General features: G+C 63.4%; 27 protein-coding genes. 11 read left to right on the top strand and 16 right to left on the bottom strand.

Going from position 1 to position 26,064, the window contains the following annotated elements; genetic code table 11:
• Nucleotides 1-188: 188 nt before the first annotated feature.
• The gene (locus V1479_RS18160; protein ID WP_368804180.1) at nucleotides 189-1,160 is read left to right on the top strand and encodes a hypothetical protein; all 972 of its coding nucleotides are present in this window, start codon (nucleotides 189-191) and stop codon (nucleotides 1,158-1,160) included.
• A gap of 134 nt (nucleotides 1,161-1,294) precedes the next feature.
• Here the strand turns inward: V1479_RS18160 and V1479_RS18155 are convergent, their stop codons facing one another.
• Nucleotides 1,295-2,302 carry a serine hydrolase domain-containing protein gene (locus tag V1479_RS18155; protein ID WP_438620743.1) on the bottom strand — a complete coding sequence of 336 codons (1,008 nt, stop codon included), beginning with the start codon at nucleotides 2,300-2,302 and terminating at the stop codon, nucleotides 1,295-1,297.
• Nucleotides 2,303-2,472: 170 nt separating this feature from the next.
• On the opposite strand from V1479_RS18155, the gene V1479_RS18150 reads away from it, so the two are divergent.
• Nucleotides 2,473-2,964, top strand: a complete 492-nt coding sequence (locus tag V1479_RS18150; protein WP_368804178.1) for a Gmad2 immunoglobulin-like domain-containing protein — start codon at nucleotides 2,473-2,475, stop codon at nucleotides 2,962-2,964.
• Nucleotides 2,965-2,973: 9 nt separating this feature from the next.
• On the opposite strand, the gene V1479_RS18145 is transcribed toward V1479_RS18150, so the two are convergent.
• Nucleotides 2,974-3,390: a lysozyme inhibitor LprI family protein gene (locus tag V1479_RS18145; RefSeq protein ID WP_368804177.1), complete on the bottom strand. Its 417-nt coding sequence runs from the start codon at nucleotides 3,388-3,390 to the stop codon at nucleotides 2,974-2,976.
• Nucleotides 3,391-3,413: 23 nt separating this feature from the next.
• Complete coding sequence (locus V1479_RS18140) at nucleotides 3,414-4,073, bottom strand: transglycosylase SLT domain-containing protein (protein ID WP_368804176.1); 660 nt, start codon at nucleotides 4,071-4,073, stop codon at nucleotides 3,414-3,416.
• 131 nt (nucleotides 4,074-4,204) lie between these two features.
• On the opposite strand from V1479_RS18140, the gene V1479_RS18135 reads away from it, so the two are divergent.
• From V1479_RS18135 to V1479_RS18125, 3 genes are all read left to right on the top strand, one after another.
• Complete coding sequence (locus tag V1479_RS18135) at nucleotides 4,205-5,104, top strand: alpha/beta hydrolase family protein (protein ID WP_368804175.1); 900 nt, start codon at nucleotides 4,205-4,207, stop codon at nucleotides 5,102-5,104.
• A gap of 113 nt (nucleotides 5,105-5,217) precedes the next feature.
• A complete protein-coding gene (locus tag V1479_RS18130; protein WP_368804174.1) occupies nucleotides 5,218-5,787 on the top strand; it encodes a methylated-DNA--[protein]-cysteine S-methyltransferase in 570 nt (189 codons plus the stop codon).
• 215 nt (nucleotides 5,788-6,002) lie between these two features.
• Nucleotides 6,003-6,218 carry a hypothetical protein gene (locus tag V1479_RS18125; RefSeq protein WP_368804173.1) on the top strand — a complete coding sequence of 72 codons (216 nt, stop codon included), beginning with the start codon at nucleotides 6,003-6,005 and terminating at the stop codon, nucleotides 6,216-6,218.
• Nucleotides 6,219-6,466: 248 nt separating this feature from the next.
• On the opposite strand, the gene ugpC is transcribed toward V1479_RS18125, so the two are convergent.
• The 7 genes from ugpC to V1479_RS18090 form a co-directional block, all read right to left on the bottom strand.
• Nucleotides 6,467-7,555, bottom strand: coding sequence for a sn-glycerol-3-phosphate ABC transporter ATP-binding protein UgpC (ugpC, locus tag V1479_RS18120; RefSeq protein WP_368804172.1), 1,089 nt, complete (start codon nucleotides 7,553-7,555; stop codon nucleotides 6,467-6,469).
• A 13-nt stretch (nucleotides 7,556-7,568) separates the two neighbouring features.
• A complete protein-coding gene (gene ugpE, locus V1479_RS18115; RefSeq protein ID WP_173193664.1) occupies nucleotides 7,569-8,417 on the bottom strand; it encodes a sn-glycerol-3-phosphate ABC transporter permease UgpE in 849 nt (282 codons plus the stop codon).
• A gap of 55 nt (nucleotides 8,418-8,472) precedes the next feature.
• Entirely contained in the window at nucleotides 8,473-9,357 is an 885-nt protein-coding gene (ugpA, locus tag V1479_RS18110; protein ID WP_173192591.1) for a sn-glycerol-3-phosphate ABC transporter permease UgpA, read from the bottom strand.
• 72 nt (nucleotides 9,358-9,429) lie between these two features.
• Nucleotides 9,430-10,740 (bottom strand): sn-glycerol-3-phosphate ABC transporter substrate-binding protein UgpB, encoded by a 1,311-nt coding sequence (gene ugpB, locus V1479_RS18105; RefSeq protein WP_368804171.1) that lies wholly within the window; start codon nucleotides 10,738-10,740, stop codon nucleotides 9,430-9,432.
• 222 nt (nucleotides 10,741-10,962) lie between these two features.
• Complete coding sequence (locus V1479_RS18100; RefSeq protein ID WP_368804170.1) at nucleotides 10,963-11,574, bottom strand: glutathione S-transferase family protein; 612 nt, start codon at nucleotides 11,572-11,574, stop codon at nucleotides 10,963-10,965.
• A 98-nt stretch (nucleotides 11,575-11,672) separates the two neighbouring features.
• Nucleotides 11,673-12,503, bottom strand: a complete 831-nt coding sequence (locus tag V1479_RS18095) for an EAL domain-containing protein (protein ID WP_368804169.1) — start codon at nucleotides 12,501-12,503, stop codon at nucleotides 11,673-11,675.
• A complete protein-coding gene (locus V1479_RS18090; RefSeq protein WP_368804168.1) occupies nucleotides 12,500-13,375 on the bottom strand; it encodes an EAL domain-containing protein in 876 nt (291 codons plus the stop codon). Before V1479_RS18090 ends, V1479_RS18095 begins: the two co-directional genes overlap by 4 nt.
• A 193-nt stretch (nucleotides 13,376-13,568) precedes the next feature.
• On the opposite strand from V1479_RS18090, the gene V1479_RS18085 reads away from it, so the two are divergent.
• Nucleotides 13,569-14,771, top strand: a complete 1,203-nt coding sequence (locus tag V1479_RS18085; RefSeq protein ID WP_173192601.1) for a pyridoxal phosphate-dependent aminotransferase — start codon at nucleotides 13,569-13,571, stop codon at nucleotides 14,769-14,771.
• A 168-nt stretch (nucleotides 14,772-14,939) separates the two neighbouring features.
• The gene (locus tag V1479_RS18080) at nucleotides 14,940-16,259 is read left to right on the top strand and encodes an alpha/beta hydrolase family protein (RefSeq protein ID WP_368804167.1); all 1,320 of its coding nucleotides are present in this window, start codon (nucleotides 14,940-14,942) and stop codon (nucleotides 16,257-16,259) included.
• Between the two features lie 20 nt (nucleotides 16,260-16,279).
• Here the strand turns inward: V1479_RS18080 and V1479_RS18075 are convergent, their stop codons facing one another.
• On the bottom strand, nucleotides 16,280-17,080 hold the full coding sequence (locus tag V1479_RS18075; RefSeq protein WP_368804166.1) for a potassium channel family protein: 801 nt from the start codon (nucleotides 17,078-17,080) through the stop codon (nucleotides 16,280-16,282).
• Nucleotides 17,081-17,264: 184 nt separating this feature from the next.
• On the opposite strand from V1479_RS18075, the gene V1479_RS18070 reads away from it, so the two are divergent.
• Entirely contained in the window at nucleotides 17,265-19,310 is a 2,046-nt protein-coding gene (locus V1479_RS18070; protein WP_368804165.1) for an elongation factor G, read from the top strand.
• Between the two features lie 568 nt (nucleotides 19,311-19,878).
• On the opposite strand, the gene V1479_RS18065 is transcribed toward V1479_RS18070, so the two are convergent.
• Nucleotides 19,879-20,775 carry a LysR family transcriptional regulator gene (locus V1479_RS18065; protein ID WP_173192607.1) on the bottom strand — a complete coding sequence of 299 codons (897 nt, stop codon included), beginning with the start codon at nucleotides 20,773-20,775 and terminating at the stop codon, nucleotides 19,879-19,881.
• Nucleotides 20,776-20,807: 32 nt separating this feature from the next.
• On the bottom strand, nucleotides 20,808-21,782 hold the full coding sequence (gene trxB, locus V1479_RS18060; RefSeq protein WP_368804164.1) for a thioredoxin-disulfide reductase: 975 nt from the start codon (nucleotides 21,780-21,782) through the stop codon (nucleotides 20,808-20,810).
• Nucleotides 21,783-22,044: 262 nt separating this feature from the next.
• Here trxB and V1479_RS18055 point away from each other — a divergent pair, with 262 nt between their 5' ends.
• Together V1479_RS18055 and V1479_RS18050 are read left to right on the top strand one after the other, a co-directional pair.
• Nucleotides 22,045-22,521, top strand: coding sequence for an Lrp/AsnC family transcriptional regulator (locus V1479_RS18055; protein ID WP_173192609.1), 477 nt, complete (start codon nucleotides 22,045-22,047; stop codon nucleotides 22,519-22,521).
• Between the two features lie 10 nt (nucleotides 22,522-22,531).
• On the top strand, nucleotides 22,532-23,383 hold the full coding sequence (locus V1479_RS18050) for an FkbM family methyltransferase (protein WP_173192611.1): 852 nt from the start codon (nucleotides 22,532-22,534) through the stop codon (nucleotides 23,381-23,383).
• Here the strand turns inward: V1479_RS18050 and V1479_RS18045 are convergent.
• The 3 genes from V1479_RS18045 to V1479_RS18035 all read right to left on the bottom strand — a co-directional run bounded on the left by V1479_RS18045 (nucleotide 23,368) and on the right by V1479_RS18035 (nucleotide 25,475).
• A complete protein-coding gene (locus tag V1479_RS18045) occupies nucleotides 23,368-24,423 on the bottom strand; it encodes a glycosyltransferase family 4 protein (RefSeq protein ID WP_368804163.1) in 1,056 nt (351 codons plus the stop codon). The two genes, V1479_RS18050 and V1479_RS18045, sit on opposite strands and share 16 nt — an antisense overlap.
• Before the next feature lie 38 nt (nucleotides 24,424-24,461).
• Nucleotides 24,462-24,935: a transcription elongation factor GreA gene (gene greA / locus V1479_RS18040; protein ID WP_173192615.1), complete on the bottom strand. Its 474-nt coding sequence runs from the start codon at nucleotides 24,933-24,935 to the stop codon at nucleotides 24,462-24,464.
• Nucleotides 24,936-25,124: 189 nt separating this feature from the next.
• The gene (locus tag V1479_RS18035) at nucleotides 25,125-25,475 is read right to left on the bottom strand and encodes a DMT family protein (RefSeq protein WP_368804162.1); all 351 of its coding nucleotides are present in this window, start codon (nucleotides 25,473-25,475) and stop codon (nucleotides 25,125-25,127) included.
• A gap of 108 nt (nucleotides 25,476-25,583) precedes the next feature.
• Between V1479_RS18035 and V1479_RS18030 the strand changes: the two genes are divergently transcribed.
• Nucleotides 25,584-26,012, top strand: coding sequence for a DUF3775 domain-containing protein (locus V1479_RS18030; RefSeq protein WP_368804161.1), 429 nt, complete (start codon nucleotides 25,584-25,586; stop codon nucleotides 26,010-26,012).
• Nucleotides 26,013-26,064: the final 52 nt, after the last annotated feature.

Genomic DNA, 26,064 nt, shown 5'->3' with positions numbered 1-26,064 from the left:
GTGGCCGTCCGCAGCGCTGGATCCTCCCCTGTTTCACGGGGGAGGGGGACCGTGCGAAGCATGGTGGAGGGGGCGTTTCTGTGAAACCTGAAACGATCGAGGCCGCTCCTTCCCCCCCCCCAAAAAATCCATCCACCTCCCCCCAGCTCGCCCGACAATCCCACGCCGGACCGGAATGAGGAACGGCGATGGACTGGCATGTGGCGATCGAGAGGAACCGGGAGGCGCTGAAACGCGTGCTTGCCATGCTCGTCGCCATGGTGAGGAGCGATCCGCGCAGCGGGACGGAAAGCCAACGATTTGGCTTTCCGGGCGAACGAACGGTGAGACCCCGGTGGCCCTTCGGGGGCATCGGAAGGTCCAGTGGACCTTTCGAGGGGGTCGAACGCCCGGAAGGGCAAATGGCCATAGCCGAGGGCTGGGCTCAACAGGTGGCTAGCCCCAACGAAGCGTCTGAGAACGGCCGGGACACTGCCGGAGGCAGCGGGGACCCGGAGGGGATGCGTTCCGAAAGCCGCCCGGCGCTCCCCCGTCATCTCCACCGCGCCGTGCTGCGGCTGCTGCGTCCAGCGGAAGCGGCGGCACGGCGGCTGATCGTCGTCGCTGCGCGCGACCTCGTCGTCACCCTGCCGCCGGCACGCCCGCGAAAGCCCGCGCCGCAGCCGGCCGCGCCCGCTCTGCGCCGCCTCGGCATCGCCGTTTCGCCGTTGGCCACCGGGGCGGCAGCCGCGATCACAGCTCCTGCCCGTCCGCGACCGGCGCCCAGCCTGTCGCTTGTCGACCCGATCCGCCTGCCGAGGCCCCGCCGTCATGTGCCGCCGCATCGCGCCCCGCGCATTTCCTTCCCCGGCGCGGCCGACCGGCGGCCGCTCCCGCAGCCGCCGGCGCCCGACGATCCGCTGGATGCGACACGGCTCGGCCTCAGGCTGCGTGCTCTGGCGGATGCCCTTGACGATTTGCCGAAGCACGCCCGCCGTTTCGCCCGCTGGCGGGCGCGGCGCGATCGCGAGGTGACGGCCGGGCGCGTCCGCCGCCTGTCGCCCCTGCGCCCCGGTCGCCCGCCCGGCGCGCGGCGTAGCTCCACCCGCGAGATCCATGAAGTCCTCGCCGACCTGCAATGGTTCGCTCAACAAGCGCTGTCGCGACCCGACACGTCATGATGGAGCGGTCAGAACCAACCGGCCACGGGCCGCAAGCCCGACCGGGCGTTGGGCCCTATGGCCCGCCCCCGCGGAGCGCCAGCCGCCGCAGGCGGCGAAACGGCGCGTGAGCGAAAACCAAAGGCAAGCGAAAGCTAAACCACCACTCCGATGATCTCCGCGAGCAGGTCGTTCAGCCTGTTGCGGTAGCCGTTTTCGGCCGAGCGGCGGGTCTCGTCGGAAGTCATCGCCAGGGTCAGCGACAGCGCCGGCACGATATAGGCCATCTGCCCGCCATGCCCCCAGGCGAAGCGCACCTCCTGCCCGCCGATCTCGTGCAGGAACCAGCCATAGCCGTAGCGGTAGCCGTTGAAGGGTGAGCGCGTGCGCGGCTGCCACGACTGTTCGATCCAGCCGGCCGACACGATCCGGGTGCCGTCGGGGGTGCGTCCGCCATTGCGGTAGAGCTCGGCGAAGGCCGCGAGCGAGCGCGTCGACATCGCCATCTGGTTGCCGCCGAGATAGATGCCCTGCGGGTCGCGCTCCCAGCCGCCGATGGCGAACCCCTCGAGCGGGTCGAACCAGTCCCGCGCCAGCGCCAGCATGGTCTGGCCGCTCACACGGGTCAGGATCGCCGAGAGAAGGTGCGTCGAGCCGGTCGAATAAAGCATGCGCCCGCCCGGCTCGTCCTCGAACGGCATGGCGAGCGCGGCGCGCACCCAGTTCGAGCTCGCCACCCAGCGCCCGTAGTTCGGGCCCGACGTGCGCCCCAGCCCGGCCTGCATCGAAAGCAGGTTGCCGATGGTGATCTGCTCCAGCCGCGGGTCCGGTTCGGCCGGCAGCTCGGCACGCAGCAGCGGCGCGATCTTCTGGTCCGCTCCCTCCAGCAGTCCCTTGTCGATGGCGATCCCCACCATTGCCGACACCACCGACTTGGAGGCCGACTTGATATTCGTGGGGTCGCCCGGCGCATGGCCGCGATAGCCGCGCTCGGCGATGATGCGTCCGTCGCGACACACCACCACCGCCTTCAGTGGCTCCAGCACCTCCGCCCGTTCCAGAATGGCGGCGACGGCTTCGGCGTTGGCCTCGTTGTCCTGAGAGCGGGCGGCGGTCGCAAGCGGCAGCAGCAGGGGAAGGGTGAGCGCGGTGCGGCGGGTGATGCTTATCATGTCTCGCAGCTAGGCGAAACCGGCGGCGAAATCACGGTCCCATCTCCCGATTCACGGCAAGTTTATCTGCAACGCACAGGTCCTCCCCTTCTGTTTCAGTTTCGCCTAATATGGAAACGGGACGGACGGGCGAGACCAGAAGCGAGCGAGGGAGTATCGCCATGCCCAATTCCATACAGCAGCCGCAGCCTTTCGACATCGTCGGCGACCCGGTGCTCATCGCCGGGGTCGGCCAGGGCTTCGAGGCGACGCTCAACTGGCGCGTCCATGACGGCCACGACGAGCGCACCGGCTTCTTCAATGTCGGCGGCGGCACCGGCGAGCACGGCCAGTTCCAGGTGCAGGCGGCGATCGGCAGCGCCGCGTTCCAGCTCGACCGGCTGTTCGTCGAGGTGTTCGAGGAAAGCGCGCAGGACGGCTCGGAGATCAACAAGGTGATCGTGCCGGTGATCTACGGCCCACGCATCGTCCCGGGCTATGTCGGGTCCCGCCTGCATCTGGTGAAGGCGGGCGATACGCTGTCGAAGATCGCCCAGCAGCACTATGGCGATTCCGGACAGTTCCAGCGGATCGCGCGTGCGAACCCGCAGCTCGTTACCGACCCGAACGTGATCTTCCCCGGGCAGGAGCTGAAGGTGCCGATCGGGACTTGAGGAGGACGGCTAGTCAGCCGGTGGAACCGGGCAGCTCATGTCGCCTTCCTCGCAGTCGAGATAGGTCTTGAGCTGTTCCGTCCGCGCCTCGGTGAGCGCCGTCTTGCAGTCCGCCACGATCAGCGGGTAGATGCTGCCGCCCTCGACGCTCTTTGCCTGGAACGCGCACTCGCCGTCGCGGAACGCGATCCACGCGCGCTGAGCTGCGGTCAGCGACGCCCTGGTCTTGTGGTCGTCACCGATCCGGCCGACGATCTCGCGATAGGCCGTGTTGAGCGCCTTGTCGGCGGCATCGAATTCCTTGCCCGCGCAGATGTTCATCGTGGTCTGGTCCTGCGGATCGGCGCATTCGTCCGCAGCGGCGGGCAGGCTGACGCCGCACAGGGCGACGACCGAAAGGATCAGCAGCTTTCGCGACAACGTCATCGGCTTCTTCCTCGGTTTCGCGCTCAGGACGATTTCGCCATGCGCGTGCGGGCCGGCCGCAGTCCTGTCTCCTCAAGCAGGCCCTTGCGCTTGGCGTCGTAGTAGTAGCCGCGTGAATAAAAACGCACTGCCAGATCATGGTCGCCGCCTGCGGTAATGTAGGCCCCGCGCAGATATTTGCCCGCGTACATGAGATTTGTCTCGGCATCGAGCAAACCTTCGGGCGTACCGCGATAGCCCATGGTGCGCGCCGTCTGCGGCAGAATCTGCATCAGCCCAAAATAGGGACCGTTGCGCGCAGCGGGATTGAAGGTGCTTTCACGCTCAACGACGCGCCGTAGCAGCGAAACAGGAATTTCGTGTTGAGCGGCGTAGCGTGCGATCAGCGCATCGAGTTCCGGGCTGCGTGGCGCCACCGCCTTGCCGGGCATGAAAACCGCCGCGGCAGGGTTATCCGGCGTCGGTCCCGCAAAAGCACTTGCCACGACGGCGTCGGTCGACGCATCCGTCGAAAACGCCGGCAGCGTTTCCACCGTTTCAGGCAGGACCGGATCGGAGCTTGCGAACGACATTTCCGGCTCGAGGCCGAGATCGGTCGAGGTGCATCCGGATGCAAGTGCGGTACAGAGCAGTGCGCCGGCAGCGATTGTGAAGCGGAAACGAGGCAAGGCCGCGCCCATCATTCGTTGATTTCGTGGTCCCACCCAACGTTGCCTTAACTGAAAGCGCGCCGCGAAGCAACGCCGCGCGACGCGCTTGCTGGTCGCAGTTTTACGGCAGTAGAATGAAATCCAGCCCAATCTGGAGACCTCCCATGCCGAACCGTTTTCATGGCCTTGCACTCGCTTCCTCACTCTGCGTCGCCTGCCTGCCCGCGCTGGCTGCCGAGGAGACGATCTCGTTCGAAGTGGAGGGGATGAAGGTCGTCGGCACGCTCAACCTGCCTGATGGAGTGAACAACCCGCCCGCGATCCTGCTGTTGCATGGCTTCACCGGCTCGCGCGACGAGCTGGAAATCCCAGCGGTCGGCGAAGGCATTTTCGCACGCGCGGCGCGCATGTGGGCAGAAAAAGGCATCGCCAGCCTGCGCATCGATTATCGGTTCAACGGCGAGAGCGACGGCGACTTCGCCGATTCGACACTGCATGCACACATCGCCGACGGGCTTGCAGCGCTGGATTGGCTGGCAAGGTCCGGCCGGGTCGACGACGATCGGCTGGCACTTGTCGGGTGGAGCATGGGCGGCGCGGTTGGCGCGGCCGTGGCCGGCCGCACGGAGCACGACCTCGACGCGGTCGCGCTCTGGGCGCCAGGCGTCAACATGGCAGCCTCCATCACGATGATGTTCGGACCGGAAACGGTCAAGAAAGGACTTTCAGGTGGCGATACCCCGGTGACCGCCACGCTACCCTGGGGCGACAAGATCGAGCTGAAGCCTGCATTCTTCCAGAGCCTGTTCGAGGTCGATCCGGTCGCCGAGATCACGGAATACGACGATCCGCTTTTTGTCGCCGTCGGTACCAAGGATGACGTGGTGTTTCCGCAGCCAGCCTCCGGCCAGATCCTGCTCGACTATCGCGACGACGACGATGATGACGCCACGCTGTTCGTCCGCGAGATGGACCATGTCTTCAACGCCTTCGCCGGCGTGGAGCAGGTCGACGAGCTCATCGGCGCAACCGGCGACTTCATCGCCAGGCATCTGGACGACTGAGACAGGTTGTGCCGTGCAGCAACTGTCAGGAACATTGGGCGCACACTTCGTTCCCTCTATGTTCTGTGTCGCCATTGTGATACGCTCTGCTTGAGTCAAAAAAGGCCGGGTCGATGAGCGAAGTCCCTTCCCAGCATCATCTCGTGTTCGAGACGGAGCTCGGTTTTATTGCGATTGCGTGGAGCCAGACGGGATTGACTCATCTGGCTCTGCCCGAGGGGAGTTATGAAGCTGCCGAGCACCGCGCGGCGCGCTGGTCTGCCGGTGCGGCTGGAAAGGCGGAAGAGGCTCCGGCCTTCGTTGGCGAGGCGGTTGCCCTCATCCGGCGTTACGCGACCGGCGAGGCGATCGACTTTTCAGCACTACCGCTGGACCTGACCGGCATCGACCCATTCCGGCGGGCGATCTATGCGGCAGCACTCAAGCTGGCTCAGGGCGAAGTGACGACCTATGGAGAGCTGGCTGACAGCGCGGGCTTTCCAAAGATGGCGCGTGAGACCGGCGCTGCGCTCGGGCGCAATCCCCTGCCCCTCGTTGTACCGTGCCACCGTATTCTCGCCGCCGGAGGCAAGATTGGCGGTTTTTCGGCGCCCGGTGGCACCGTCACCAAGGAGAGGCTGCTGTCCCATGAGGGCGTACAGCTAGGTCCTCCCCCGCCAGCACAGGCCTCTTTCGCATTCTAGGACCATCCCGGGCGGCTTTCCCTAAGCTTGCCGAGCGCAGCCCTTGTTCTTGTGAATGCAGGGGAAGCTGACATAATTGGGATGTCGAATCGACCGTGGTTGTCCCGACTAGTTCTTCTCTCCCAGTATTCGTCCTGTATCCCCCGAGTTCCCTGGTTCCGGGTACGCGCGCCTGCGTCAAAACCAAAAGAACAGAACGACAGGGATCGAAAATGATGCTGCTTCCACCCGATGACTACGCCAAACGCCGGCTGACGGAACCGGCCGAGCTCACCGTTGCCGCCGAATTTCTGATCGCGCGCGGTTTCGGGAGCGACGAGATCGCCGTCCAGCTCTCGCGCTTCTATTATGTCGACATCGACGCATTGAACGATGTCGTTTCGAACATGAGCGACCATGGCGGGAAGGCTCGGTGGAGGCACGTCTCCTGACTGCCTCTTGAAAGGCCGGGGATCGGTGACCACATAGGGTCTGTTCCTGCTGGTCGCGCCGCGAGGCGCTTGACCGGTCTTTCCTCGAAAGATGGCGCAATGCGCCGGCAGGAACCTTCGGCAATCATGGCTGGCCGCATGCGCCATCGACCCGTGTCGGTGATGGCGCGGCAAGTCACGGATGTACTGGCGGCCCGCCACGCGCGCGGCCGGCCTGGTTGCCCTGAGTGATTTCCCGCTTCGAGATATCAGATACGCTTGCCGCTGCCTGCGTCGAACAGATGCGCCATGCCGGCGTCGATCGCGAGTGGCAGCACGTCGCCGTCGGCAACGCGCACGGTACCCGGCAGCCGCGCGATCAGCTCACCCGCTCGCGCATCACCGTCAACCGGATAGCCGTGAGCAAGCGTGTCGGCGCCGAGCGCCTCGACCGCGGTGACCTTCATCTCGATGTCGGCGTTGTTGCGAGCCGAAACCAGCGTGAGATGCTCCGGCCGCACACCGAGCAGAACCTTGCGTCCGACGTCCGGAAGGCTCGTTTCCCGTGGCTTTACCGTGCCGCCGGCTGCGAGCTTCAGACCTTTGCCCGTTTCGCCGCCTTCGGCGGCAAGCAGGTTCATCGCTGGCGACCCGATGAAGCCCGCAACGAAGATGCTCGCCGGCCTCTCGTATATCGCGATGGGCGTATCGACCTGCTCGGCCAGCCCCTGGTTCATCACCACCAGCGTGTCGGCAAGCGTCATCGCCTCCACCTGGTCGTGCGTGACATAGACGCTTGTGACGCCCAATGACCGCTGCAGGTTCTTGATCTCGATGCGCATCTGGCCGCGCAGCTTGGCGTCGAGGTTGCTGAGCGGCTCGTCGAAAAGGAACGCCTTGGGACTGCGGACGATGGCGCGGCCCATTGCCACGCGCTGGCGCTGGCCGCCGGAAAGTTCGCGCGGGCGCCGCTCCAGAAGCTCGGCAAGTCCAAGCGTGCCAGCCGCATCGCGCACGCGCCGGTCGATTTCGTCCTTGTCCATGCCGCGATTGCGCAGCCCATAGGCCATGTTGTCGTAGACCTTCATATGCGGATAGAGCGCATAGTTCTGAAACACCATGGCGATGTCGCGCTCGGCCGGCCCCAGTGTGTTGACCACCTTGTCGCCAATGGAGACCGTACCGGAGGTGATCTCCTCCAGACCCGCGATCATGCGCAGGAGTGTGGACTTGCCGCAGCCGGAAGGGCCGACGAGCACGCACATCGCGCCATCGGGAATGTCGATCGAGATTCCTTTCACGGCCTCGACGCGGCCGCCATAGGTTTTTCTTACGTCTTTGAGTTCGACGGTCGCCATGGAGGTTGGTTTCTCACTTCTCGGTTTCGACGAGGCCCTTCACGAACCAGCGCTGCATGAACAGAACCACCAGGATCGGCGGCAGGATTGCGAACACCGAGGTCACCATTACGAGGTGCCATTCCGTATCCGCATCAGCAAACGAGATCATCTTCCGCAAAGCGATGACGATCGTGTTCATGTCGTTGCTGTTGGTGACGAGCAGCGGCCAGAGATATTGCGTCCAGCCGTAGATGAACATGATGACGAACAGGGCCGCCAGATTGGTCTTCGACAGGGGCATCAGGATGTCCTTGAAGAAGCGCCACGGCCCTGCACCGTCGACCCGGGCCGCCTCGACCAGTTCGCCCGGTATGGTCATGAAGAACTGGCGGAACAGCAGCGTCGCGGTTGCCGATGCCATCAGCGGCAGGATGAGGCCGGTATAGGAATCGATCAGGCCGAGATCGACCATGACCTTGTATGTCGGCAGGATGCGTACCTCGACCGGCAGCATCAGCGTGATGAAGATCACCCAGAAAAAGAACATGCGGCCGGGGAAGCGGAAGAAGACGATCGCGAAGGCTGACAGCACCGAAATGACGATCTTGCCGATGGCGATGCCCAGCGCCATGACGGTCGTGTTGAACAGCAGCGTGCCGACGCCCACCCCGCCGATGCGGCCGACACCGCCGAAAAGCGCCTCGTAATAATTGTCGAAGAAGTGCTCGCCGGGCAGCAGCGGCAGCGGCGGCCGCAGAATGGTCTGCAGCGAATGGGTGGAGGCGACGAAGGTGTAGTAGATCGGGAACGCGACGATGAACACGCCGACGATGAGGATCGCATGGGCGATGTAGCGCGATCTGCGGCTGATGCCGAGCATCGCGCCTTGCTCGCGCCGGCCGAGAGCGGTCGCCGTCGACTGCTGGGTGGCGGCCTCAGCCATAATGCACCTTCTTTTCCACGTAGCGGAACTGGATGGCCGTCAGCGCGATCACGATCACCATGAGGATCACCGACTGCGCGGCGGAGTCGCCGAGGATCAGATTGACGAAGCCGTCATTGTAGACCTTGTAGACCAGCGTCTCGGTAGCCTTGCCCGGTCCGCCGCCGGTGACGGCATGGATGATGCCGAACGTATCAAAGAATGCATAGGTCGTGTTGATGACCAGCAGGAAGAAGGTCGTCGGTGCCAGCAGCGGGAAGATGATCGTCCAGAAGCGCTTGGTCTCGCCGGCGCCGTCGATCGCGGCAGCCTCAATGAGCGTCTTCGGGATCGCCTGAAGTCCGGCGACAAAGAACAGGAAATTGTAGGAAATCTGCTTCCAGGCGGCAGCGGCGATCACCAGCACCATTGCCTGATCACCGCGCAGCAATGGATCCCACTGGTAGCCGGACGAGCGCAGCATGTAGGCGAAGGTGCCCATTGCCGGATTGAACATGAACAGCCACACCATGCCCGCAATCGCCGGCGCGATGGCATAAGGCCAGATCAGCATGGTGCGATAGATGCCCCTGCCCCGGATGATCTTGTCAGCCATCACCGCGAGCAGCAGCGCAATCGACATCGCCACGAAAGCGACTGCTATCGAGAACACAGCCGTGTTCTGCAGCGCGTTGATGTAGTTCGGCTCCGCCAGCACGCGGCGGAAATTGGCCAGTCCCACGAAGGTGCTGCGCAGCCCGAACGGGTCCTCCCGCAAGACCGACTGGTAGAGCGCCTGGCTCGCCGGCCAGTAGAAGAAGATGCCCACGATCACGAGCTGCGGCGCGATCAGCAGATAGGGCAGGATCTTGTTGGGAAAGGTGACGCGCGGGGACAAGAAGCCTCCTCCACGGTGAAAGGGCCGCCCGCGCGAATGTCGCGCGGGCGGCCGGGATGAGAGACGGGACTGCTAGTTGCCGATCGCCTGCTGGATCGCAGCGTTGCCGCGTTCCACCGCGTTGTCGAGCGCCTGCTGCGCAGTCTGCTCGCCGGCAAGCATCTTCTCGAACTCCTCGTTCTCGATGTCGCGCACCTGCGGCAGGTTAACGAGGCGGACGCCGCGCGAGTTCTCGGTCGGTGCCTTGCCCATCATCTGCGTGATCGGGATCTCGCGGCCCGGGTTCTCGTCATAGAAGCCAGAGGCCTTGGTCGCCTCGTAGGCTGCCAGCGTCACCGGCAGATAGCCGGACACCTGGTGGAGACGCTCCTGGATCTCGGTCTGTGACAGGAAGTTGAAGAAGGCCGCGACGCCCTCATACTCCGCGTCCTCGTGGCCGCCGAACACCCAGAGGCTGGCGCCGCCGGGGATCGTGTTCTGCGGTGCGCCTTCTGCCTCCGGATAGTAGGGAAGCTGGCCGAGACCGTAGTTGAGGCCGGACTTCAGCACGTCGCCGAGACCGCCCGAAGACTCCGTCAGGATCGCGCACTCACCCGACAGGAAGAGCTGCTTGGCCTCGGAGGTGCGGCCGCCGTAGCGGAACGTGTCGTCCTTGGCGAGATCGGCAAGGTTCTGGAAGTGGGTGACGAAGAGGCCTTCATTGATCTTCAGCTCGACATCGGTGCCGGCAAGACCGTTCTCCTGCGTGCCGTACTGCAGATTGTTCCAGGCAGCGAAGTTCTCGAGCCCGATCCAGGTGAGCCAGGTCGAGGTCAGGCCACACGATGCAGCACCCGATTCCTTGATCTTCTTGGCGGCTTCGAACACTTCCGGCCAGGTCTTGGGCGGGTTTTCGGTGTCGAGGCCGGCCTTCTCGAAAATGTCCTTGTTGTAATAGAGGATCGGCGAGGAGGAGTTGTAAGGGAACGAGAGCATCGTGCCGTCGGGCTTGGAATAATAGGCGACGATGCCCGGCAGGTACTCGTCCTTGTTGAACGCTCCGCCGCCCATCGACAGCACTTCGGCCACCGGCTTCACCGCGCCTTCGGCGGCCATCATCACGCCGGTGCCGACGTCGAAGACCTGAATGATGTGCGGCGACTGGTTCGCGCGGAATGCGGCAATGCCGGCATTCAGCGTCTCGGGATAGGTGCCCTTGAACACCGGAACGACCTTGTAGTCGCTCTGGCTCTCGTTGAACTCCTTCGAGAGCGTTTCCACGACCTCGTTGTTGGCGCCGGTCATCGCATGCCACCACTGGATTTCGGTGACGGCGAAGGCCGCGGATGTGGACAGAACGGTGAATGTCGCGGCGAGTCCGGCCGCAAAGCCCTGGGTCTTCATGTTACGCTCCCTTTAATTCGTTGGCGAAAGATCCGGGATACCAGGCGCAACCCAAGGCTGCGCGGCCGGTAGCCGGCTCCGCAATCGGGAGTATTGTCGCTCTATGACGGCTCGGCAACAGTTTTGTTTCACTTTCATGAAATTTCGCGGCGAACATTCCACAGAGAAACGCGAGCGAAACGAAAATCAGGCGAAAGTCTGCGTTTAAACCGCGCGCAGATTCTAGGGCAGCCAGTCGATCGGCACGTGGCCTTCGTCGGCGCGCACCCGGGCGAGCCAGGCCACGACGTTCGCAAAGCGCGCCATCTCGTAGCCGGCGTAGTCCGCGTCCTGCGTATAGGCAAACAGCGCGATGTCGGCGATGCTGAGCGCCTGCCCCGCGACGAACGGCGTATGCGCGAGCTGGTCCTCCATGACGGCGAGCGCGGCGTGCCCACCCTGCAGCAACTGCTCCATGCGTTCGGGCGTCGCCTGGCTTGCCCGCTCCGGATATTTCCTCAGCGCCCGGCGAACCGCGATGAACGGTTCGTGGCTGTATTGCTCGAAGAATAGCCACTGATAGACCAGCGCGCGTTCGTATGCGTCGTCAGGCAGAAAGCGCGTCCCTTCGGCGAAGTGGAGAAGCATCGCATTCGATTCGGCCAGAAGCCGGCCATTTTCGAACTCCAGCAGCGGCACCTTGCCGTTGGGGTTCTTCGCCAGATAGTCGGGACGCCGGGTCTCGCCGGTGATCGAGTTGACCTCGACGTGCCGGAACGGGCGCCCGAGCTTGGCCAGCAGCAGGCGCGGCTTGTAGCAATTGCCGCTGTCGTGCATTCCGTAGACTGTGAGCATGGCTGTTCCCTGTGTTCGCGGTCGTGGCACTATCCGCGATCGCCGTCACAGGCGCCAATGACAAGAATTGCTCTTCTCTTCAGCGGCGTTGATGCGTCTCAGCGTCGCCCGCCGAACAGAGGGATCACCTTGGCTTCGCCGGCAAACATCTCCGAGAATTCGATCTCGGCGGCATCCGTTGCCGTACCGGCCAGTTGCGGAGCGGAAAGCAGGAATCCCTGATAGAGGTCCGCACCGGCGTCGAGCGCAGCCGAAAGCTGCCGCCTCGTCTCGATACCTTCGATCAACACCTGCGCGCCGTCGGCCTGAAACCCCTCGACCAGCCGCGGCAGCAGCCGCGAAGCGCCTTCGCTTTCCGCCACTCGCCGAAACCACAGCCCGTCGATACGCACGAGGTCCGGTGCAACCGTACGGATAAGGTCCAGCGGTGGCGGCTCGCCGGCGATGCCGCCAAGCGCGATACGCAGGCCGTGCCCTCGCAGCGTCCGGACAATATCAGGTATGGTCTCGAAATCGAACGCGGCAAGGTTGCGGAAAGTGCTGGTAATGCGATCGACCGGTAGTTCCACACGGTCCAGCAGCTTGGCGATGTCCTCGGCAAATCCCCGCGACGAGCCAACCCCGATTATGCAGTCCAGGCCCTGCAGATCGAAATGTCGGTAGTTGCCGAGATGCAGCGCAGCCGCAAGACGCTCGGCGAAGGCGCGCTCTCCGGCCGGCAGAGAGGCGAGATAGGGCCTCGGCGGCATTGGAGTGCCGTCTCTGAAAGGCCGTAGGAAACCTTCGGCATGCGCAGCGACAAGACCACCTGCCTTGCGCTGGTAGACCGGCTGGAACGCGCTGCGAAGGATGAAGTCGCCGAGACGCGCGGTCTCGATCCCTATTTCGTCAGCGGAAATCGCATCGTCAGGTACCCGCTGCGGTCTCATGAAGACTTGCGCCGTCCAAAGGTTGGGTGGGGATATCTGGCGAAAGCTGCCGGCGCTGCTCCAGCAGATGATGTCGCGCCGGCGCTTGCACCGGCGCCGAAGCTGCCAGGCACGACTTCCGGCCGCGCAAGAAGGAAGCCCTGCACCATATGCGCGCCGGCGGCTTCCGCTGCCTCGAGTTGCCAGTTCTCTTCAATGCCCTCGAAGATAACGGTGATCCCCTTGGACACAAACTCTTCGACCATCACTGACAGCAGGGCGAAGCCCGGCTTGGTTTCCATCAGCCGCGAAATCCAGCGCGCGTCGAATTTGACGATGTTGGGTCTCAGCGCTTCGACGCGTTCCATATCGGAGGCCTCCGCACCAAAGTCGTCGATTGCGACCTGGAAGCCGCTGCTGCGCAATGTCTCTACGAAAATGGCAAGTGCCTGTTGCGACGACGACTTCTGCTCGGTCACTTCGCAGACGACCCTGCGCGGGTCGATGCCGGCTTCGTTCAGGGTGACGCGCATTTCATGCAAGGTCATGTCGGCAATCTGACGCGCGTGGAAAACCGACGGGTCGAAATTGACGAACAGCATCTTTTCCGGATCGAGGAACCTGCCCGCATTGAGCACATGGAGAGTACGCGTCAAAGTCTCGACGTTGAGCCGCTCTGCCGCCGGTATGGCCAGAAAGAAATCTTGAGGCGGGACGCTCTGCTCATCTTTGAAGGGACGGATCAGCCCCTCATAGGCCGTAACCTTGAGCTTGCCGTGGCCAAGCGCAAATATCGGCTGAAATGCCGACCTGAGCACGTAGGGTTCCCATATGCCCGTGGCAGTGCCGTCGTCCTGCTCCTCGATGTGCGCCAAGATTGTGCTGCGCGACACGCAGTGTCCTCCAAGCTGCCCGCATTTACCCCATCGTGGGACCTTCCCACCGAAGGATTTACTATCTGTTAACGGCAGTCCGGAGCCGCGCTGCACCAACGCTTCGCGCTTTCCGCGCTTGCGATTCCGTGTGCAATGCGACATTAAACGCGCGGCCGCGAAGGGCGGCCTTTCCCGGAACGGAGATTTGATTATGGCCTTCCTCGCCGATGCCCTTTCACGCGTAAAGCCTTCCGCGACCATCGTGGTGACGCAGAAAGCGCGCGACTTGAAGGCGAAAGGACGCGACGTGATTTCGCTGGGCGCCGGCGAGCCGGATTTCGACACGCCCGACAATATCAAGAACGCGGCCGTCGAAGCGATCCGGCGCGGCGAGACCAAATATACGCCGGTCGCCGGCATCACGCCGCTACGCGAAGCGATCGCGGCGAAGTTCAAGCGCGAGAACAATCTGGACTACAAGCCCGAGCAGACCATTGTCTGCACCGGCGGCAAGCAGGTTCTGTTCAACGCTTTCATCGCCACGCTGAACCCCGGCGACGAAGTCGTGATCCCGCGTCCTTACTGGGTCAGCTACCCGGAGATGGTGGCGCTCTGCGGCGGCACCCCGGTCTTTGCCGAGACGTCGATCGACAACGGCTTCAAGCTGACGGCCGAGGCGCTGGAAAAGGCGATCACGCCGAAGACCAAGTGGTTCCTGATGAACTCGCCGTCCAACCCGTCGGGCGCGGCCTACACCGAGGCCGAGCTTCGCGCGCTGGCCGACGTGCTGATGAAGCACCCGCATGTCTGGACGCTGACCGACGACATGTACGAGCACCTGACCTATGGCGACTTCAAGTTCCGCACGCTCGCCGAAGTGGAACCGGCCCTCTACGAGCGAACGCTGACGATGAACGGCGTTTCCAAGGCCTATGCGATGACAGGCTGGCGCATCGGCTACGCGGCAGGCCCGCTTCAGATCATCAAGGCGATGGACATGGTGCAGGGCCAGCAGACCTCGGGCGCCTGCTCGATCGCCCAGTGGGCCGCAGTCGAGGCGCTCAACGGACCGCAGGATTTCATCGAGACAAACAGGACGCTCTTCCAGGGGCGCCGCGATCTGGTCGTGTCGATGTTGAACCAGGCACGCGGCCTCTCCTGCCCGACGCCCGAAGGCGCGTTCTACGTATATCCGTCGTGCCAGGATCTGCTCGGCAAGAAGACGCCCGCAGGCAAGGTGATCGAGACCGACGAGGATTTCGTCTCGGAACTGCTGGAGGCCGAAGGTGTTGCGGCGGTCCATGGCTCGGCCTTCGGTCTCGGCCCGAACTTCCGCATCTCCTACGCGACGTCGGACGCGCTGCTGGAGGAAGCCTGCACCCGCATCCAGCGCTTCGCTGGCTCGCTCACCTGACGCGACACGCGCCAGCTTCGCCTCGCCATTTGAGGCACTCCCTGAGCCCGGCCCGTCGGCCGGGCTCTTTCGTTGAACAAGCCTCCACTGCACTTTGTGTTGTGCGATTGTCGTCTGCGTGTGCAAACTGCCGGCAACGTCCGGCGAAAACGCGAGGGAGGAAGACCCATGCTGAAACAGGTTACGATCGTGGCAACGGCAGCAGCAATGTGGAGCGGGATCGCCGCGGCACAGGAAAACCGGATCGATATGGTTCGCCCGGATGCGCCGGAGCTCGCCGCGCACGGCCAGCAGGCGATCGGCGTACGAACTATCGAACTGGTCAACCCGGACCAGATCGACATCGTCAATGTCGAGGCTGGCAAGGATCATCCTCGCTACGACCGTCCACTGACGGTCGAAGTCTGGTATCCGGCCGATACGACGGAACAGGGCGGGACCTATGAAGGTGTCTATCTGCGCGACGGCGAAACGCAGGTCACACTGACCGGCAGGGCGGTGCGCGATGCCGAGCCGCTGGCAGGCGACAACGCCCCCTACCCGCTCGTCATTATCTCGCACGGCTATCCCGGCAATCGTTTCCTTCTGAGCCATCTCGCCGAGAACCTGGCGACCAAGGGCTACGTGGTTGCTTCCATCGACCACACGGACTCCACTTACAACGACCAGAACAAGTTCGGCTCAACGCTGGTCAATCGCCCGCTCGACCAGAAGTTCGTCCTCAACGAGATGGAGCGGCTTTCCGCCGAGGCGGACGGCTTCCTCTCCGGCATGGTTGAACCCGACAACGCGGCGATAGTGGGCTATTCGATGGGCGGATACGGCGCGATGATCAGCGCCGGAGCCGGCGTAACCCAGGCAAGCACGGAATATGACTGGGGCGCACCCGACGGCACGCTGGGGATCCATCTGTCGGGGTCCGACACCTATGCCACGCTGCCGGACGAGAGGGTCAAGGCCGTGGTTGCTTTCGCGCCATGGGGCATGAATACAGGTTTCTGGGATGCGGAAGGGCTGAAGGGCGTGTCCAAGCCCGTCTTCATCGTTGCGGGCAGCGTCGACGATGTCTCGCTCTACGAAGGCGGCGTGAAGACGATCTACGATCTAAGCGTCAACGCGCCGGAGCGCTTCCTGCTGACTTTCGAGAACGCGAACCACAACGCGGCCGCGCCCATGCCGGCGCCGGCGCAATCGTGGAAGCATTCGGAGAAGCTGGGGTTCGCGCCCTTCGAACACTATGCCGACGCGGTGTGGGATACGGTGCGCATGAACAACATCGCCCAGCACTTCGTCACCGCGTTCCTCGGCAAATATCTCAAAAAAGACAACGAGATGGAGGCCTATCTCGATCTTATTCCCAATGCGGCGGACGGCGTTTTCGCGCTGGAGGAGAACGGCAATCCCAAGCCGGAGCACACCTACTGGAAGGGCTTCGGGGATCGCACCGCAAAGGGACTGACCCTGCAGCACGCAACAGCAGCGGAATAGTCCTGCTTCCCCGGCGTCGGTCAGTCGCTGTCGTCGGGGATCTTCAGCATGTGGCCGCAGGCCTTGCAGTAGACCGCATCCATTTCATGCCGTTGAAGCGCGCATTGCGGGCACGGGAAAAACACCTTCGCCGGCCGAAAGATCGCCTGCGCCAGCCGCACGAATAACGATATGCCGACGATCATTGTCACGATCGCCGTCAGCTTGCCCCACGTGCCGGGCAGCACGATATCGCCGAAGCCTGTGGTCGTGACGGTTGCGACGGTGAAATAGAACGCGTCGACATACCCCACCACACCCGACCCTTCGTTGAAGAAGAAGGTGTAGACGAAACCTGTGACCACGAAGAGGAAGGTCAGCAGGTTCATGACCGCGTGCACAGTCTCGCGCCATTCGCCGTAACCGTTGCGCTCGAGCGGCCCCCAAAGCACGCCGCTGCGCGATAGCGTCCACAAGCGCAGGATGCGCAGGAACCCCAGATTGGCGAGCGTCTGCGGAAAGAGCAGCGTCACCAGCACGAGCAAGTCGACCCAGATGGTCGGCTGCCTGAACCAGCGCCCGATATCGCTCGAAGCCAGTGCACGCGCGGCGATGTCGATGCCGAGGATCGCGGCCACGGTGTAGTCGATCCACAGGAACGACGGCCGGTCGCGCAGCATCGGCGACGCGATAAAGAAAACGATGGCTGCCAGATCAACGACGGTAACGGCAAGCTGGAACCGCAGGGCGGCGCGCGTGCGCCCATGATAGAGCTTTCGAAGCTTCGCGCGTAGCGCCGCGAACCTGGTTTCTTCGGCGGCTGGTGTCTTGTCGATGGTCATACGGCCTCGATAGACGCTGCAGCCATCGGCGTCCACTGCCTCCTCGGCGCCCACTTGCTCTCGCCCAAATCCCGTGGGACGATGATCACATGGCCCCGCACGGCCGCAGAGCCGTCGTGGTCATGCGACGGCCGAAGGCCGGCCGCCGCTCATGAGGTAACGCGTGAGAGGAGGTCAGGTCATCATGGGTGCAAGAGCGGGAGAACGACGCAAGGGACCGAAATGCATAGCCATCGTCGGTCCCTTCGCGAGCGGCAAGACAACGCTTTTCGATGCGATTCTGGCGCGAACGGGCGCAATCCCGCGACAGAACGCGGTGTCGTCGGGCAACACCGTCGGCGACCACACGCCGGAAGCCCGTGCCCACCAGATGAGCGTCGAGGCGACCTTCGCCACCACCGAATTCCTGGGTGAGAGCATCACCTTCGTCGACTGCCCGGGTTCCGTCGAATTCGCTTTCGAGGCCCAGCCAGTGCTGGCTGCCTGCGATCTTGCGGTGGTGGTCGCCGAACCGGACGAGAAGAAGTTTCCCGCCCTGCAACTCATCATGCGTCAGCTCGACGCGATGGGCGTGCCGCGCATGCTGTTTCTCAACAAGATCGACAAGGCAACTGTCGGCGTGCGCGATACGCTGAAGCTCCTGCAGCCGGCAAGCTCGATCCCGCTTCTGCTGCGGCAGATCCCGCTGCGCAAGAACGGCATCGTCATAGGCTCGATCGACCTCGCCCTGGAGCGCGCTTACATCTATCGCGAGTATGCCGAAAGCTCGATCGCGGACATTCCCGACGACGACAAGGCACGCGAGATCGAGGCGCGCTTCTCCATGCTGGAGACGCTGGCCGACCATGACGACCTCCTCATGGAACAGCTTCTTGAGGAGATCGAGCCGCCGCGCGACAGCATCTTCGACGACCTCGCCGCCGATCTGCGCGAAGGCGTCGTCACCCCGGTGCTGATCGGCGCGGCCGAAAAGGGCAACGGTGTGCTCCGGTTGCTGAAGGCGATCCGCCACGATTCTCCCGATTCGGAAGCGACACGCGCGCGCCTTGGCGTGCCGTCCGGCCAATCCGCGCTTCAGATCATGAAGACGATCCACACGCCGCATGGCGGCAAGCTGTCGCTGGCGAGGGTGCTGTCCGGGACCATCTCCGATGCGACGGAGGTGTTCTCTTCCTCCGGCACCACGGGCAAGGTTTCCGGCATCTATCGAATGCTTGGCAAGGACCAGTCCAAGATTCCGGCGGCGGAAGAAGGCGAAACCGTCGCGCTCGGCAAGCTCGACGACTTCGCGACGGGCGACACGATCAGCACATCGAAAGGCGTATCCGGGCTGGTCGAGCTCGATGTGCCCTCTCCCGTCTTCACCGCCGCGCTGCGGCCCAGGGAGCGCAAGGACGACGTCAAGCTTTCGACCGGCCTGCAGAAATTGCTGCAGGAAGACCCGTCGCTTTCGATGGAGCAGAACCAGGATACCGGCGAGACCATCATATCCGGCCACGGCGAGATGCATCTGCGCGTCACCGTCGAGCGGCTGGAGGGCAAATACCAGATCCCGGTCGAATCCCACACGCCGCAGGTCCCCTATCGGGAGACGATCCGCAAATCGGTCACTCAACGCGGCCGGCACAAGAAGCAGTCCGGCGGCCACGGCCAGTTCGGCGACGTGGTCCTCGACATCAAGCCGCTGCCACGCGGCGCGGGCTTCGAGTTTACCGATACGATCACCGGCGGCGTCGTACCGAAGCAGTACATACCGTCGGTCGAGCATGGCATACGGGACTATCTCAAGACCGGGCCGCTAGGCTTTCCGGTCGTCGACGTGGCCGTCAACCTCGCCGACGGCTCCTACCATTCGGTCGACTCCTCCGACATGGCGTTCCAGCAGGCCGCACGGCTGGGCATGAAGGACGGCATGGCCGCCTGCTCGCCGGTTCTGCTCGAACCGGTGCTGAAAGTGGAAATCTACACGCCATCGGAAGCGACCGCGAAGGTCACCGCGATCGTCCCGCAAAGGCGCGGCCAGATCCTCGGCTTCGACGGCCGACCTGGCTGGCCCGGATGGGACGTGGTCGAGGCGATGATGCCTCAGGCGGAGATTGGAAACCTGATCGTCGAGCTGCGATCCGCAACCGCGGGCGTCGCCACCTATGTGGCGACTTTCGATCACATGGCGGAGCTGACCGGCAGGCTTGCCGACGAGGTGATGAACGCGAACGGCAAGGCCGCGTAGAACCATCCCCAAACAAGAAACGGCGTCTGGATGATAGCCAGGCGCCGTTTCCTTGCAGACCGCCATCGTGTCGTCCGATTTCGGCAGGCCCGCCGCATATTACCGGAACAAGCCGGGACGGTTGTGAGTGGGACACGGCGTTTGCCTGAACGCCTCTTCGTTGCGACAGATGCCCCCATCTCCCGCTACGCCTCAGCGCCACCGCGTCCTGACTTCAACTTCTAACCGACCTGCGCGCGCTCGCGCAGCTTACGGAGGGTTACAAGTCACCGTTACGTGCCCGCTTTCCCGGCATTCGCGGCTGCGGACGAGCAACAATCAGGCATGCAGACAAGAAAAAAGCCGGATCTGGGAAGATCCGGCTGAGTTATTGGAAGTGCCGTTAGGCAAAACCTCCAGAGGGGAACACTCGCGGGCGCTAATGGGAGGAGGAACGCGCCCGGGAGATGATTAGGATATGAGCGTTATCTGCCCAAAATGCAAGCAAGGTATTTTGCATTGCACCTATGCAGGTCGCGCATGGCTTGTTTGCCGGGCAACCTGCCACCCTGCCGGGCAGCGACTGGCGTCAATATGACCAGCTCCGCGCCTTGGCGATCAGGAAGTCGCGGAAGACGTGCAGCTTGACCTGGTTCTTCATCGCGTCCGGATAACAGAAATAGGTGTCGAACGACGGCACCTCCGTCTCGGGCATGAGCTGGACCAGTCCGGAATCCTTTTCGACCATGTAGTCGGGCAACATGGCGATGCCTGCACCACGTTGTACTGCGGCCTTAATCGACATGATGTTGTTGATCTGCAGCGAGGCCACGCGCTTCGATCCCTCCGGACGCCCGGCCGTCTCCAGCCAGTTCATGTCGGCGAGATGCGACGGCACCGGCTCGCCGAAGCTGACGATGCGGTGCTGGTCCAGCTCGTCTATGGAGCGCGGCTTGCCGTGCTTGTTAACGTAGGAAGGTGCTGCATAGAGGTGGAAGTGCACCGTAAACAGGCGACGCTGGATCAGATCCGGCTGCTGCGGCTGCCGCAGGCGGATGGCGCAATCGGCCTGGCGCAGAGTCAGGTCCAGTTCCTCGTTGGCGAGGATGAGCTGGAGCTGGATTTCCGGATAGAGGTCGAGGAACTCCTGCACGCGCTCGGTCAGCCAGCCGGAGCCGAGGCCGACAGTCGTCGTGACGCGCAGCGGCCCGGACGGCCGGTCCTTGGCCTCCGTGAGGCGCATCTTCACGCTTTCGAGCTTCATCAGCACTTCGTGCGCCGCCTGGTAGAGCATTTCGCCCTGCTCGGTCAGAACGAGGCCGCGTGCATGCCGATGGAACAATGCCACCCCGACATCCTGCTCAAGCGCACTCACCTGCCGCGAGATCGCCGATTGCGACAGGCGCAGGCTCTCGGCGGCATGGGTGAACGACCCAGCCTCCGCGGCTGCGTGGAAAACGCGCAGCTTGTCCCAGTCCAGAGCCATTTTCCGGTCCCCTCAACCAGATTGCGGGACGGCTATTCCGCCGCTTCCCGGTGCGCTTCCATTTCAGCGATGTAACGCTCGGCTTCAAGCGCGGCCATACAGCCGAGACCAGCCGCCGTGACCGCCTGGCGATAGATATCGTCGGTGACATCGCCAGCCGCAAAAACGCCCGGCACATCGGTCACGGTCGAATCCGGTGCCGTCCACAGATAGCCGTTCAGCTTCTGCTTGAGCTTGCCTGCGAACAGTTCCACGGCCGGCGCATGGCCGATCGCGACGAACAGCCCATCCGTCGACATTTCAGTCACTTCGCCTGTTTTGGTGTTCTTGAGCCTGAGGCCGGTCACCGACGGCGGCAGCGGCGCCTTGCGCACATCGCCGACGATCTCGTCGACCTGATGATCCCAGAGAACCTTGATGTTGTCCTTCTTGAAAAGGCGATCCTGCAGGATGCGCTCGGCCCGGAATTCGTCACGGCGGTGAACCACCGTCACGCTCTTGGCGAGGTTTGCAAGGTAAAGCGCTTCCTCGACCGCGGTGTTGCCGCCACCGACCACCACCACATCCTTGCCACGGTAGAAGAAACCGTCGCAGGTGGCGCAAGCCGAAACGCCAAAGCCCATGAAAGTCTGCTCGCTAGGCAGGCCAAGCCATTTGGCCTGCGCGCCCGTAGCGACGATCAGCGCATCGCATGTGTATTCCGTGCCGGAATCCGTCGAGATGCGGAACGGCCGCACGTCCAGATCGACGTTGGTCACGAGGTCGGTGACGATCTCGGCGCCGACATGCTCGGCCTGTTTCAGCATCTGCTCCATCAGCCAAGGCCCCTGAATAGGGTCGGCGAAGCCGGGATAGTTCTCGACGTCGGTGGTGATGGTGAGCTGCCCGCCCTGCTGCATGCCGGAGATCAGCACCGGCTCCAGCATTGCGCGCGCGGCGTAGATCGCCGCCGTATAGCCGGCCGGACCCGAACCGATGATGAGGACAGGCGCGTGTTTCGCTGTCATGACGTTGCCTTCTGCCGCTGCTGCTGCGCGCCGGAGCGCGTCGCAAAATCGCTGTGGAATTGTTGCCGCTAATCTAGGTGTTGTGGCCCGGCCGTTGCAAGGCGACGAATTGTTCCGCCCGGCAAAGGCTGGGGAAAGTCGTTCTCCCGCCTCACCTACCGGCGCAAAGCGGCCAAAAAGCTTTGGATGCTGGGACATTATCCGCTAGTTTCGCGACCGAAACGCGACAGATTCTCTCTCCTCGCCCACCCGGAACCACCAGATGCCCATTAAGGCCGACCTCGACGCCATCGACTGGAAGATCCTCAAGGAGCTTCAGGATGACGGCCGGATGACCAATGTCGAATTGTCGCGCCGCGTCGGCATATCCGCCCCGCCCTGCCTGCGGCGGGTCAAGCGCCTCGAGGATGCGGGGATCATCCGTGGATACCGGGCATTGCTCAACGCGCGTGAACTGGGGCTCGATGTCGTCGCCTTCTGCCTGATAGGGCTTCACCACCAGTCGGAAGCGGAATTGAAGGCTTTTGCCGCCCGCACGCTCAACTGGCCGATCGTGCGGCGCGCGTGGATGGTTTCGGGCGAGTCGGATTTCATGCTGCATTGCGTGGCGAGCGACCTCACCGCTTTCCAGACCTTCGTCATCGAGGAACTGACCTCAGCCCCCAACGTCGACACCGTGCGTACCGCACTGACTATCCGCCAGGTGAAGGACGAGGGGCTCGTGGGCATCGGCGAATAGGGTTTCGACAATGACCGCGACAACCAGACCGCTTTCCAGCGAAGAGCATGAAGGCGTCGATCGAGACGAGCACCTGCCATTCGGGCACTTCGCGCCCGATGGCCGGCAGAAGGCGCTGATAGCGATTGCCCGCGCCAGCTTTCTACACCGTGGCCTCTTCCGCGGTGCGGTCACCCGTGCCGTTATGGGGAGCGCAGGTGGACCTCTGGACGTTCGGTTCCGCGATTGCGCGTATCGCCTTCGCGGCCTGGACAACTCGATTCAATCGGGGCTTCTGCTTAATCCGAATTACAATGCGGCCGATCTGGATTTCCTGATCGAAGGCGTTCCTTCGGGCGGCACCTTTCTGGATATCGGGGCCAATATCGGCCTCTACACGCTTCCCCTTGCGAAGCGGGCAGGCCCAGCCGGAAAGGTGGTGGCTATCGACGCGAACCGGCTGATGGCACGGCGGCTCGCCTGGAACGCCACGGCGTCCGGCATCGACAACATCGCGATTTTCCCGTGCGCCGTGAGCGACCATGAAGGCACGGGGTCTCTCAGTCTGCGCAAGAACAACATTGCCAGCGCCGCGCTTGCCGACGACAGCGAAGGCGGCATCGTGATCCGCACCCTGCCTTCCATACTCGCGGAAGCTGGAACAACTCGGATTGACGGCCTCAAGATCGACGTCGAAGGGCACGAGGACCGTGTCCTGGCTCCGTTTCTCGAGACTTGTGACGGCGAACTTCTTCCCGCGCGGATCGTCATCGAACGTCCGAACGGAAGCGACGACTACCCGGCCTGCAGGGCTGCTTTCAAGAACCGCGGCTACCGACCGGTGGGGCGCTCGCGCTACAATTCATTCTACATGCTCGGCTGAGGCGTTCCGCCAAGCCGCCTGTAAATCTCGATCAACCGCTCCGCCTCGCCTTCGAGCCGGAACCGCGCAGCGACATGCCGGCGGCCGTTTTCCCCGTGAAGTTCCGCCCGCTCCGGATCGCGCAGGTAATCTTCTACCGCTGCCGTCATTGCCGCGAGGTCGTCCGGAGCGATCACCGTGCCGGTCTCGCCTTCCTCGACAAGCTCGGAAAACGCGCCGACATCCGCGGCCACGACCGGCACCCCGCTTGCCATCGCCTCGAGCGGCGTTAGCCCGAATCCTTCCCAGCGCTGCGGCGCGACGAACAACGACAGCGCCCGATACCAGCGTTCGATGTCGCGATGCTCGCCGACGAACAGAATGCGGTCCGACAGGCCGGCGGCGGCAACGCGTGCACGTAACTCGTCCTCGAAGGCCTTGTGCTGCGCCGTCGCACGTCCGGCGACCACGGCTGCCCATTCGGGATGTTTCGGCAGCAGCGCAACCATCGCATCGACGAACAGGTCTGTGCCTTTCTGCCGCCGCACGCGCCCGAAGCAGCCGACATAGCGAAACGCGGGGTCGAGCCCGAGCGCGCGAACGGCCTCGGCCTTTTCCTCGGCCGGGTGGAACCGGCCGGTATCGATGCCGTGCATGATGACGCTATGTGGCACTTCGAGATAGCCAGCCGTCTTGCGGCTGGTGGCGACAACCTCGTCCATCCGGCGAATGAGGAAACGCGTCCAGCCGGTATGCGCGCGCTGTGAGGCGGACGTGAAGACAAGCTTCAGCGGCGCGCGGAACACGTCCCTGAGGATGAGGCCGCCGAGCATCTCGACATTGCGGCGCGCATGCCAGACCCGGAAGCGTGCACCCGCCGGGCGCTTGATCAGCGCCGGCACCTGCCACCATCGCATCTTCGGCAAATGGTCGGGCAAGCCCGGGCCCAGCGTCACAATGCCGATCGACGCGGCCTGCAGCGGCACGAGCTGGATGATGGTGCTCGTGACGCCTGAAAGTCGGCGCTTGAAATTCGGCGCTATCGCAAGGACGCGAGACATGGCGACGCGCGCCGGTGTCCCGGCCTGCTCCGCCTGGCTCACGCCCAGCGCAGCTCGACGATCTCGTAACCGCGCGCGCCGCCCGGCGCATTGACCTCGACCTCGTCCCCGACGCCCTTGCCGATCAGCGCCCGCGCGATCGGCGAGGAAATGGAGATGCGGCCGGCCTTCACGTCGGCTTCCTGGTCGCCGACGATCTGGTAGGTCTTTTCTTCCTCGGTGTCCTCGTCGACCAGCACGACGGTCGCGCCGAACTTGACCTTGTCGCCGGACAGCTTCGACACGTCGATGACGTCGGCGCGCGCGATCAGATCTTCGAGTTCGTTGACGCGGCCTTCGTTGAGGCTCTGCGATTCCTTGGCAGCGTGATATTCCGCGTTCTCCGAAAGGTCACCATGAGAACGCGCCTCCGATATCGCCTCGATGATCCGCGGACGCTCTTCCTGCTGGCGCCAGCGCAGCTCCTCCTTCAGCGTCTCGAACCCACCGACCGTCATCGGGACCTTGTTCATGTCAGTCGACCCTTTCCTTTGTCTTTTTCCGGTCCGCGCATCCATGGCGCGAGACACAAAAAGAAAACGGTCCGGCAGCCGCGGCCAACGAACCGTTTATTGCTTGTTCGACCAAATATAACGGTTCTGCCGCGTTTTTCACGAAGAATTTTGACTGGTCCAGACCAGCGTCACTTCGCCGCCCGCCCTTCACCCCCTGAATATCAGGGCTGCGCCGCCCGCGATCAGGGCGAAGCCGGCAAGGTGGTTCCAGGTGATCGCCTCCTTGAGGTAAAGCACCGAAAACACCGCGAAGACCACCAGAGTGATGACTTCCTGCATGGTCTTGAGCTCGGCCGCCGAATAGACCGAATGACCGATCCGGTTCGCAGGCACCGCAAGCCAGTACTCCACGAACGCGATCATCCAGCTCGCAAAAACCGCCATATAGAGCGGCGCGGTCTTGAATTTGAGATGGCCGTACCACGCCAGCGTCATGAAGACGTTGGACGCGACAAGCAGCAGCACCGGCAACACCTTGGGCGACAGCAGGAACGACATGCGGGACCGTTTTGCGCGAGAGGAAAGCGAAGATCAGCCATTGCACAACTCCGACATGAAAATCACCAGAAATCCGCTATGATGAACCGTTCTTCAGGGAGCGAGACGTTGCAGAAACGGATCCAGAAGGAATGGGAGCTGACCATCGGCCCCGATACGGTGCGGCTCTTCGTGCTGAAGGCGAAGGCGATCAGCGCCGCGCTTAACCACGACTACGAGGCAGGGAGTGAACACGAGATCGAGCTGGACGACAGCTCGCACGATTCGCACCATCATGACGGGCTGGCCGAGGAGGAGGCGGAAGACCTGACCGAGCGCGAGCTGCGCGCCCTCATGAACGACTTGAATGTCGACGAGGCCGCCGAACTGATCGCGATCGCCTGGATCGGTCGCGGCGATTTCGACGCCTCCGAATGGGAGGCCGCCGTCGCGGAGGCCCGCCAGCGCGGTGCCGGACGGCGCGCGACGAAATATCTGCTCGGCATGCCGATGCTCGGCGACTGGCTTGAAGAGGGCCTCGAAGCGATCGGAGCCTGATGCCTGCAACGCTCCGTTACGGTAAGTGAAGGGCGCGACTGTTGCCGCCGCC

This window comes from Neoaquamicrobium sediminum (assembly GCF_040970315.1).
GTDB lineage: Bacteria > Pseudomonadota > Alphaproteobacteria > Rhizobiales > Rhizobiaceae > Aerobium > Aerobium sediminum.
The sequence above is the reverse complement of the archived record's forward strand: the minus strand, read 5'-3'. Positions and strand labels throughout refer to the sequence as shown.

Bases quoted from the DNA above. Each gene is read 5' to 3' on its own strand.
- V1479_RS18160 (WP_368804180.1), top strand. From the start codon at position 189: ATGGACTGGCATGTGGCGATCGAGAGGAACCGGGAGGCGCTGAAACGC.
- V1479_RS18150 (WP_368804178.1), top strand. From the start codon at position 2,473: ATGCCCAATTCCATACAGCAGCCGCAGCCTTTCGACATCGTCGGCGAC.
- V1479_RS18145 (WP_368804177.1), bottom strand. From the start codon at position 3,390: ATGACGTTGTCGCGAAAGCTGCTGATCCTTTCGGTCGTCGCCCTGTGC.
- V1479_RS18140 (WP_368804176.1), bottom strand. From the start codon at position 4,073: ATGATGGGCGCGGCCTTGCCTCGTTTCCGCTTCACAATCGCTGCCGGC.
- V1479_RS18135 (WP_368804175.1), top strand. From the start codon at position 4,205: ATGCCGAACCGTTTTCATGGCCTTGCACTCGCTTCCTCACTCTGCGTC.
- V1479_RS18130 (WP_368804174.1), top strand. From the start codon at position 5,218: ATGAGCGAAGTCCCTTCCCAGCATCATCTCGTGTTCGAGACGGAGCTC.
- V1479_RS18125 (WP_368804173.1), top strand. From the start codon at position 6,003: ATGCTGCTTCCACCCGATGACTACGCCAAACGCCGGCTGACGGAACCG.
- ugpC (WP_368804172.1), bottom strand. From the start codon at position 7,555: ATGGCGACCGTCGAACTCAAAGACGTAAGAAAAACCTATGGCGGCCGC.
- ugpE (WP_173193664.1), bottom strand. From the start codon at position 8,417: ATGCTCGGCATCAGCCGCAGATCGCGCTACATCGCCCATGCGATCCTC.
- ugpB (WP_368804171.1), bottom strand. From the start codon at position 10,740: ATGAAGACCCAGGGCTTTGCGGCCGGACTCGCCGCGACATTCACCGTT.
- V1479_RS18100 (WP_368804170.1), bottom strand. From the start codon at position 11,574: ATGCTCACAGTCTACGGAATGCACGACAGCGGCAATTGCTACAAGCCG.
- V1479_RS18095 (WP_368804169.1), bottom strand. From the start codon at position 12,503: ATGAGACCGCAGCGGGTACCTGACGATGCGATTTCCGCTGACGAAATA.
- V1479_RS18085 (WP_173192601.1), top strand. From the start codon at position 13,569: ATGGCCTTCCTCGCCGATGCCCTTTCACGCGTAAAGCCTTCCGCGACC.
- V1479_RS18080 (WP_368804167.1), top strand. From the start codon at position 14,940: ATGCTGAAACAGGTTACGATCGTGGCAACGGCAGCAGCAATGTGGAGC.
- V1479_RS18075 (WP_368804166.1), bottom strand. From the start codon at position 17,080: ATGACCATCGACAAGACACCAGCCGCCGAAGAAACCAGGTTCGCGGCG.
- V1479_RS18070 (WP_368804165.1), top strand. From the start codon at position 17,265: ATGGGTGCAAGAGCGGGAGAACGACGCAAGGGACCGAAATGCATAGCC.
- V1479_RS18065 (WP_173192607.1), bottom strand. From the start codon at position 20,775: ATGGCTCTGGACTGGGACAAGCTGCGCGTTTTCCACGCAGCCGCGGAG.
- trxB (WP_368804164.1), bottom strand. From the start codon at position 21,782: ATGACAGCGAAACACGCGCCTGTCCTCATCATCGGTTCGGGTCCGGCC.
- V1479_RS18055 (WP_173192609.1), top strand. From the start codon at position 22,045: ATGCCCATTAAGGCCGACCTCGACGCCATCGACTGGAAGATCCTCAAG.
- V1479_RS18050 (WP_173192611.1), top strand. From the start codon at position 22,532: ATGACCGCGACAACCAGACCGCTTTCCAGCGAAGAGCATGAAGGCGTC.
- V1479_RS18045 (WP_368804163.1), bottom strand. From the start codon at position 24,423: ATGTCTCGCGTCCTTGCGATAGCGCCGAATTTCAAGCGCCGACTTTCA.
- greA (WP_173192615.1), bottom strand. From the start codon at position 24,935: ATGAACAAGGTCCCGATGACGGTCGGTGGGTTCGAGACGCTGAAGGAG.
- V1479_RS18035 (WP_368804162.1), bottom strand. From the start codon at position 25,475: ATGTCGTTCCTGCTGTCGCCCAAGGTGTTGCCGGTGCTGCTGCTTGTC.